This is a genomic window from Caballeronia sp., assembly GCF_028292365.1.
In the GTDB taxonomy this organism is placed as follows: Bacteria; Pseudomonadota; Gammaproteobacteria; order Burkholderiales; family Burkholderiaceae; genus Caballeronia.
In genome coordinates this window covers 1-7,753 of sequence record NZ_JAQGMM010000180.1, presented here as the reverse complement: position 1 = coordinate 7,753, position 7,753 = coordinate 1, and the positions used below count along the sequence as shown (strand labels likewise).

At 59.9% G+C, this 7,753-nt stretch carries 6 protein-coding genes, 1 tRNA gene and 2 pseudogenes; 2 read left to right on the top strand and 7 right to left on the bottom strand.

What is annotated here, in order from left to right; all coding sequences use genetic code 11:
• Positions 1–71 (bottom strand): annotated as a pseudogene (locus JWR14_RS11095) (PspA/IM30 family protein); the annotation flags it as partial.
• A 386-nt stretch (positions 72–457) separates the two neighbouring features.
• On the opposite strand from JWR14_RS11095, the gene JWR14_RS11090 reads away from it, so the two are divergent.
• A complete protein-coding gene (locus tag JWR14_RS11090; RefSeq protein WP_299705870.1) occupies positions 458–871 on the top strand; it encodes a DUF2177 family protein in 414 nt (137 codons plus the stop codon).
• Between the two features lie 233 nt (positions 872–1,104).
• Here the strand turns inward: JWR14_RS11090 and JWR14_RS11085 are convergent.
• Positions 1,105–1,332: pseudogene (locus JWR14_RS11085) on the bottom strand (hypothetical protein); the annotation flags it as partial.
• Positions 1,333–1,984: 652 nt separating this feature from the next.
• On the opposite strand from JWR14_RS11085, the gene JWR14_RS11080 reads away from it, so the two are divergent.
• A complete protein-coding gene (locus JWR14_RS11080) occupies positions 1,985–4,474 on the top strand; it encodes a penicillin-binding protein 1A (protein WP_299705868.1) in 2,490 nt (829 codons plus the stop codon).
• 228 nt (positions 4,475–4,702) lie between these two features.
• On the opposite strand, the gene JWR14_RS11075 is transcribed toward JWR14_RS11080, so the two are convergent.
• The 5 genes from JWR14_RS11075 to JWR14_RS11060 form a co-directional block, all read right to left on the bottom strand.
• Positions 4,703–5,149: a copper chaperone PCu(A)C gene (locus JWR14_RS11075; protein WP_299705865.1), complete on the bottom strand. Its 447-nt coding sequence runs from the start codon at positions 5,147–5,149 to the stop codon at positions 4,703–4,705.
• A gap of 7 nt (positions 5,150–5,156) precedes the next feature.
• Complete coding sequence (gene copC / locus JWR14_RS11070) at positions 5,157–5,528, bottom strand: copper homeostasis periplasmic binding protein CopC (protein ID WP_299705862.1); 372 nt, start codon at positions 5,526–5,528, stop codon at positions 5,157–5,159.
• 93 nt (positions 5,529–5,621) lie between these two features.
• On the bottom strand, positions 5,622–6,017 hold the full coding sequence (locus JWR14_RS38525) for a DUF2946 domain-containing protein (RefSeq protein WP_366144519.1): 396 nt from the start codon (positions 6,015–6,017) through the stop codon (positions 5,622–5,624).
• Positions 6,018–6,231: 214 nt separating this feature from the next.
• Positions 6,232–6,308: transfer RNA gene (locus JWR14_RS11065), tRNA-Met, on the bottom strand.
• Between the two features lie 278 nt (positions 6,309–6,586).
• On the bottom strand, positions 6,587–7,753 hold a 1,167-nt coding region (locus tag JWR14_RS11060; protein ID WP_299705859.1), incomplete at its 5' end, for a YadA-like family protein.

The following is a 7,753-nucleotide window of genomic DNA, read 5'->3' as shown; positions in this document are numbered from 1 at the left end:
TCCTGCACGGTGTCGGCGGCGTCGTTCAGCAGGCCCTTGACGGTGCGCGAGATGGAATCCAAAAGCGACATGAGTTTCCTCCTGGAAATGAAGTCGGCTGCCAGACAGCAACGTTCGATGAACATTCTGTGAACGTTCGCTGCTGTTTGATTAAGCGCGGCGCCTACGGCGTCACGCGTCGGATAAATCGGGCCGGGTGCACGGATTGCAAGCTCGCCGATACACTTTGTTGCGAGGCGGGAATCCGCGCATTGACGGCTGGTTCGGCCGACTGAGCATGATCCCTGGTCATCGTGACAACGCCCGGGCACTGCATCTGATTTTTGCCGGAGTATTAAACCACGCAACGGCTTAAACCGGGCTTAACGGCTTTATCTTAACGGTACACCATGTACTTGATTTAGCGAGTACCGCCGCGGAAATTGAAGTTTTTCAACGAAATAAGAACGGATTAGTCATGTCAAAAATGATCGTCGTTGCGTTTGCCGTCACGGCGGTGGTTTTCCTGATTCTCGATGCGATCTGGCTCGGCCTGATTTCGCGAAATTTGTATCAACGGGAGATTGGAGCGTTGTTACTGGCAAAACCCAACTTTGGCGCGGCGGTGGTTTTCTATGTCATTTACATCGCGGGGCTGGTGTATTTCTGCGTCGTGCCGGGCGTCGTGGAGCAGAGCGCCCTGCGGGGACTGTTGAACGGGGCCGTGTTCGGGATCGTCGCGTATGCCACGTATGACCTCACCAACCTCGCCACGCTGAAAGGCTGGAGCACGACGCTCGTCTTCGTAGACGTGGCATGGGGCGCAGTGGCAAGCGCGGCCGCGTCGGCCGTGGCGGTCGCAATCGCAACGCGTGTGGTTCCGCTCGGCTGAGCCGGGCCGGCTTGCCGGACGGCCTTTCAGGAACGTCCGGGAAACGATGCGTCTCCGTCCGATTCATCCGGCGTACCGAAGTCTTCCCCGGAATCGCAGGTTTGCGGCAGGACGTCGCCCGTTTCCGGTTCCAGCGCAACCGGTGGTTTCGCGCCTTCGGCGGCTAATGTGCGTTTGCTGGCGACCCTGGCGACTTGTGCCGCGTCGCGCGCCTCGCGTGCGGCTGCCCGTTCGGCGACTTGCCGCAGCGCGACATTCAACGGATCAGGGGTTTTCGGCGCACGCAATCGGTCTACAAGACTCGCGGCTTTCACCTGTTCGCTGGTCGCGTTGAAGCTCAATACGGCGCGCCGCATGAGTTCGCTGACGCTGACGCCAAGGACGTCCGCGGTGCTGGTGATCGCAAGTTTCTGCGCGGGAGTAACAAAAACAACGATGCGTTCGCTGGGTTTGGTAGTCATGAGCGCCTCGCTAAGCAGGGCTGGCAAGTCAGAACGGCCGATAATCCGACACGGGCAACGCCATTTGATGCGCTTTCGGCGTACGCGGCGGTACGGCAAACCACGCAACCAACGTTTCCATCATATCGTTTTGCCAACCTCTCGTGCGCGCGGACACACACTCTCCGAGCCACGCTTCGGACGCTGCCCGCATCAACCGCTTGCAATATTGAGATGGCGGTGCTAACGCCGCCTCCGCGATAGCCCGAAGAGAGTCAGTTTTGACGGGAATACTTGCCACGGCGGCCCGTTACACGGGATTTACTTACAAAAAAATCGTGTCGCTGCCGGTGCTGGGCGCTCGAATTCTTTAAAATGCGCTGTTATTCTGCGCGGGGCCGTGAGTGTTGCAGTTTTTCTTACAATACGGTAACGGCCACTCGCGGGAACGCGTAGCCAGTCCGGGGGCAACGGCACGCGACGCAGCAGTCTGGAACGATTTTCATGGAGGCGTCGGGTTTGAGCGCTGTCATGAATCGATCAGGCCGCAGCGCTACACATCGGCTACACGGCGAAGCTGGCCACGGCTTTTCCTCACCCCAATATTTATCGTTACGCGGTTTCATGGCGTTGCGCACCGGGCGCCTTAGGGGCGCGCCGTTCAATCCAAGTCATGCCAATCATCAAACGACCGAATTCCTCGAACGCTCCACGCGATGACCGGGATCAAGATGGTCCCAATCGTTACCGTCAACCCACCACCAAGGCTTCAGCCGGACCTTCGATCGCCGTGCGCATCGTATTGTGGTTCGTCGGGCTGTTCGCCGTCGCGGCAATTGTCGGCGCGCTGATCATCGGCTATGCGCTGGTCGTGATGGGGCCGAACCTGCCGTCGCTTGAAGCGCTGACCGACTATCAGCCAAAAGTGCCGTTGCGTGTCTATACCGCGGATCACGTGCTGATCGGTGAGTTCGGCGAGGAGCGGCGGCGGATCGCGCGCTTCGACGAGATCCCCGACCAGATGAAAAAGGCCGTCCTCGCCATCGAGGATTACCGTTTCTATGAGCATGGCGGCGTCGACTTCATCGGCATTGCGCGGGCGGGGTTGAGCGATATCACGCATGGCGGCGCGTCCCAGGGCGCCAGTACGATCACCATGCAGGTCGCGCGCAACTTCTTCCTCTCAAGCGAGAAGACCTACACGCGCAAGATCTACGAAATGCTGCTCGCGTACAAGATCGAGCGCGCGCTGACCAAGGACCAGATCCTCGAGTTGTACATGAACCAGATTTATCTGGGCGAGCGGGCTTATGGGTTTGCATCGGCGGCGCGGGTGTATTTCGGCAAGGACCTGAAGGACCTGACGCTCGCCGAATGCGCGATGCTCGCGGGTTTGCCGAAAGCACCGTCTGCGTATAACCCGGTCGTCAATCCGAAGCGCGCAAAGGTGCGTCAGCAATACATCCTGAAGCGCATGCTCGACTTGAAGTACATCACGCAAGCGCAATTCGATCAGGCCAGCGCCGAGGAAATACACGCGCGTGTGTCGGGTACGGAATACAGCGTGCATGCAGAATATGTCGCGGAAATGGTGCGGCAGATGATGTACGCGCAGTATCGCGACGACACCTACACGCGTGGTTTTTCCGTGACCACGACCATCGATTCCGCCGATCAGGAAGCGGCCTACAACGCCGTGCGCAAGGGCGTGATGGACTACGAGCGGCGCCATGGATATCGCGGGCCGGAAGGGTTCGTCACTCTGCCGACGACGAGCCAGGATGACCGCGACGAGGCCATCGACGACGCGCTCGCCGATCACCCCGATAACGGTGATCTGATCGCGGGCGTGGCGACGTCGGTGAGTGCGAAGCAGGTGGTCGTGACGTTCGTCAACGCTGACCCGGCGACCATCACCGGCGACGGCTTGCGGTTCGCGGCCGCTGGCTTGCGCAGCAATGCATCGGCGGCGGTGCGGATCAAACCGGGTTCCATCGTGCGCGTGGTGCAGGACGCGAAGGGCAACTGGAGCATCACGCAATTGCCGCAGGTGGAGGGCGCGCTGGTCTCGCTCGTGCCGCAGGACGGGGCGATTCGCGCGCTGGTCGGTGGCTTCGACTACAACAAGAACAAGTTCAATCACGTCACGCAGGCGTGGCGCCAGCCGGGGTCGAGTTTCAAGCCGTTCATTTATTCGGCATCGCTGGAAAAGGGTCTCGGACCGGCAACCATCATCAACGACGCGCCGCTGTATTTCCCGCCGACCACGCCGGGTGGCGACGCATGGGAACCGAAGGACGACGACCAGCCTGATGGCCCCATGTCCATGCGCACGGCCTTGCAGAAGTCGAAGAACCTTGTGTCGATCCGCATCCTTTCGTACATCGGCACGAAGTACGCGCAGGATTACGTCACGCAGAAGTTCGGTTTCGATGTCGATAAAACCCCGCCGTATCTGCCGCTTGCGCTTGGCGCCGGTCTTGTCACGCCGCTGCAACTGGCCGGTGGATATTCGGTGTTCGCCAACGGCGGTTCGCGGATCAATCCGTACCTGATTGGCGAAGTAGCCGATGCACGCGGTACGGTGATCTCGCGCGCCAATCCATTGATTGCGGGCAGCAATGCGCCGCAAACGCTCGAACCGCGCAACGCGTACGTCATGAACAGCTTGCTGCATTCGGTCGCGACCGGCGGTACGGGCTCGGGCACCAACGTGCTCAAGCGTAACGACTTGCAAGGCAAGACCGGTACGACCAACGACGCGAAGGACGGCTGGTTCGCGGGTTACCAGCATCAACTCGTGGCGATCGCGTGGATGGGTTACGACCAGCCGAAGTCCCTCGGCGGCCGTGAGTTCGGTGCACAGCTTGCGTTGCCGATCTGGGTGGAGTTCATGCAACGGGCGCTTGCCAATGTCCCGCAACAGCAAATGGCGATGCCCGATGGTTTGACGACCGTCGACGGTGAGTTGTTCTTCGCCGATAAAACCCCGGGCAATGGTTTTGTCGCGAGCATCGGTGTGGATTCAGCGAATCCCGTTGAAGCGGCAAGCGATGCGGTGGGTGGTGTCGGTCCTGCCGGAATGACGCCTCCGAGCGTGCCGCCGCCCAGCGTGAATCCGACCGAGCGAAAGGAGATCATGGATCTCTTCAAGGGGCATTGATCGGCGTGTGCGCGGCCCGGTGCGATTGGCACTCGAAACGGGTAGCGCAATGAATGCGTTCGGCGACGTGTTGTATTGACCCTGCGCTGACGCCAGGGCACGGAGAAGTTCTCGCGAGCCTGATTGTGAGGCGGGTTGATAAAGGGCTGTTTCAGTAAAAAAGCGCGCTGCAATCTGATTGCGGCGCGCTTTTGCTATTTATGTTTTGCCGGGATATAGGTTGCCGCGTTATTTACCCAGCGTAGACGCCGGCTTCACCACGCACGTGGTCTCAATGCTCGACTGATCCGCGAACGTCAACTTCAACGGGATCGTTGATCCGACCTTCACCGGCTTGGGTGCATCCTCGAGCATCAGGTGGTAACCGCTGGGTGCGAACGCGAGCGTGCCGTGCGCGGGCACCTCGGCGGAGTCGACCATGGACATAGTCGATGTGCTGCCGTTACTCGTCGATTTATGCAGCATCGCCATGCCGAACGCTGGTGTTTCAGCGCCGGTGAGGGTAGCGGGTTTATCGCCGCTATTCGATACCACGAAGTAGCCCGACGACGGCAATTTAGCCGGCATCGAACGGATCCAGCAATCGTGGACATCGAGCGTTGCAGCTTGTGCGCCGGTCGCCGCGAGAGCACAAAAGGCAAGCAAACCGGCGTGAATCAGCGTGTTGATTTTCATAGTCAGCTCACTTTACGTTGAACAGGTAATGGCCTTGCGTACGATGGCCGTCGTCGGCCACCGCTGTCCATTCCACTTGATAGGCGCCCGTCTTGAGATCGCCGAGCGCGACGCTCATATGCTTCTTGTTATTCGCATCGACAGCCGATTTCGCGCTGTTGACCTGCTTGCCCGCTGCATCGACCACATTCAGCGTGCTGAACGCCGGTTCGAGACCTTCCGTGAAATCGATGGCTACCTCATGCAGCGCTTCGACGGTTGCGTCCGGTGCGGGTGTTTGCTGCGTCGGATGCGCATGTGCAAAAGCGAGTTGCGTGGTGGCGAGAAGCAAGGCGGCAAGGCCACCCTGCTTGATCATGATTGCGAGAGACATGTTCATGCTGATCCTGTTTGATCTCGTTTGACCTGATTGATCCGGGCGACGCGAATGATGACTACCGGCTATTTCAGCCGGCAGCAGTGCGAAGAAGAATCAGACGAAGACTGGCGGTGCACGAGGCTGCGCAGCGAAGACCTGCGCATAGGGCGGGAAGGGTTGGGCAGCGGTGTTATCGGGTAGGGCTCCCGACGTAATTTGCGCTTGATAAGCACTTGCGCAAGGTGGGGCCGCAGGTGAATGCGCCGCGAGGTTGCAGTAACCACATGTATCCCAATGACCCGCGACCGAGCGCGACGAACGGTCGGGCTTGCCAGTTTTGGCTTGCAGGGTCTGGGAAGTATGGGACGTCGCCGAGCAAAACGCGTTCAGGATTGTCTCGGATTGCGCGCCGGAGGCAAGCGCTTGCGACACAGCCGGAGCGAGCGCAGTCATCAGGATCGCAAGCAATCCGATGAGGCTTCCGAACTGGCGGACAAGGCGACGGCGCATGAGGCTGACGATGGCTTCCAAAAGCGGGTTTAGCCGTCGATTATGCCACGCGTGGATGCGAGAGTTTGTGCGCCGCAAGGCGACCATTCAGCGCAGCATAGGACTATGGGGCTTGGTATTCGCGCGATGCAACCACGTAGAACGACCGCATAACCCAATCATTGCCGCTGAAACGAAAAAAGCCCGGAGAACCGGGCTTTTGACTTTTAATCCTTGGTTGCGGGGATAGGATTTGAACCTATGACCTTCGGGTTATGAGCCCGACGAGCTGCCAGACTGCTCCACCCCGCGAAAAAGATTATAAGACAACGGTGATTGCAGTGCAACATGTTTGTCATGTTTCACTGCTTGATGACGTGGTGTGAAACAGCAGTGGCTGATGAGGAAAGTCGACGCTGTTTGCGCTCGCGAGTCTTGCGGCGCTGCATACGAACACACGAAGCGCCAGACATTGTCCTTGCAGCGTTGATCGCATACAAAAACTCGGTCGCAAATTCCATTGAAGAGATCTGCGGCCGAGTGTTTTAACTACGCGTTTTAACTACGCGTCCAGGCGGCTGAATCGTCGCTTAGAAGCCAAACGCGAAGCCTGCGCCTCCAGTGCTTTCTTCGCCGGTCGTGGAACCGCCGACCGTGATGACCATGTTGGTGCCAAAGCGTTTCTGGAAGCCGATCGCAATAGCGGCCTTGTTGCGATACACGCCCGTGCCCGCTGCGAAGCGATTGTCCTTGTCGGCGACGGCTGCTGCGCTGCCTGCCATCATCGCCATCGCGCTGCTCATCGCACCGACGCTGTTGATGTGGTTGTTCGCCAGCGAAAGGCCCGTGTTCATGTCGGAGCGAAGAGCGTCTGTATAACCCTTCGCCGACTTCACGCCGCTGCTCACCGACTGTTGCATCTGGTTCACGTTGACCGCGTCAGTGCCGTCCGTACCCGCTGCGACGTTCGTGACCTGGCGCTGACCGCCGGGCGATGTCGTACCCACCGACACCGAGTTCGCACGATCCGCCACTGAACCTGAACCGAGCGCCACAGCGTTGTTGGCCGTAGCCGATGCGTTGGCGCCCACAGCCACAGCATTGTTTGCGGTAGCGGATGCGCTTGAACCCACCGCAATCGCGTTGGAGCCGCTCGCCACCGATGTCGCGCCGGACGCGATTGCGTTCGCGCCCGATGCCACCGCATTCGCGCCCGATGCCACCGAGTGCGTGCCCGAGGAAGTCGCAACTTCCGTGTCGCGATTGCCCTCTGCGGTGAAGAGCGGGTTGTACGCGCCGTTCGCAATGTTTATGACCTGGCCGATCATGTCGTTCATCTGGGCCACGTTGACCGCGTCCATGCCGCTCGTGCCCGCTGCGACGTTGTGGAGCGCCGTGCCTGCCGCGTTGCCGTTGCCGAGTGTTGCGTTGGCATAGTCCGGCGTGCCGTCGGCGTTGGTGTCGTACTTGATCGCGCTCGCGCCGAGCAACGTGACGTTGTTCGATACGGCGTTGAGCTGTCCGACGTTGGCCGCGTCCGTAGCAGCCGTGCCGGCCGCCACGTTGGTGACCTGCCGTTCGCTGCCCGCCGCGCCGACCGAGACCGTGTTGTCCCGATCAGCAACCGAGTTCGAGCCAAGTGCAACGGCATTCTTGCCCGACGATACCGCCGCCCCGCCGATCGCCACAGAATCCGCACCCGTCGCCGATGAATCGGCAAGCTTGGAGTTCGTGTGGAAGAACGTGATGCCGCCACC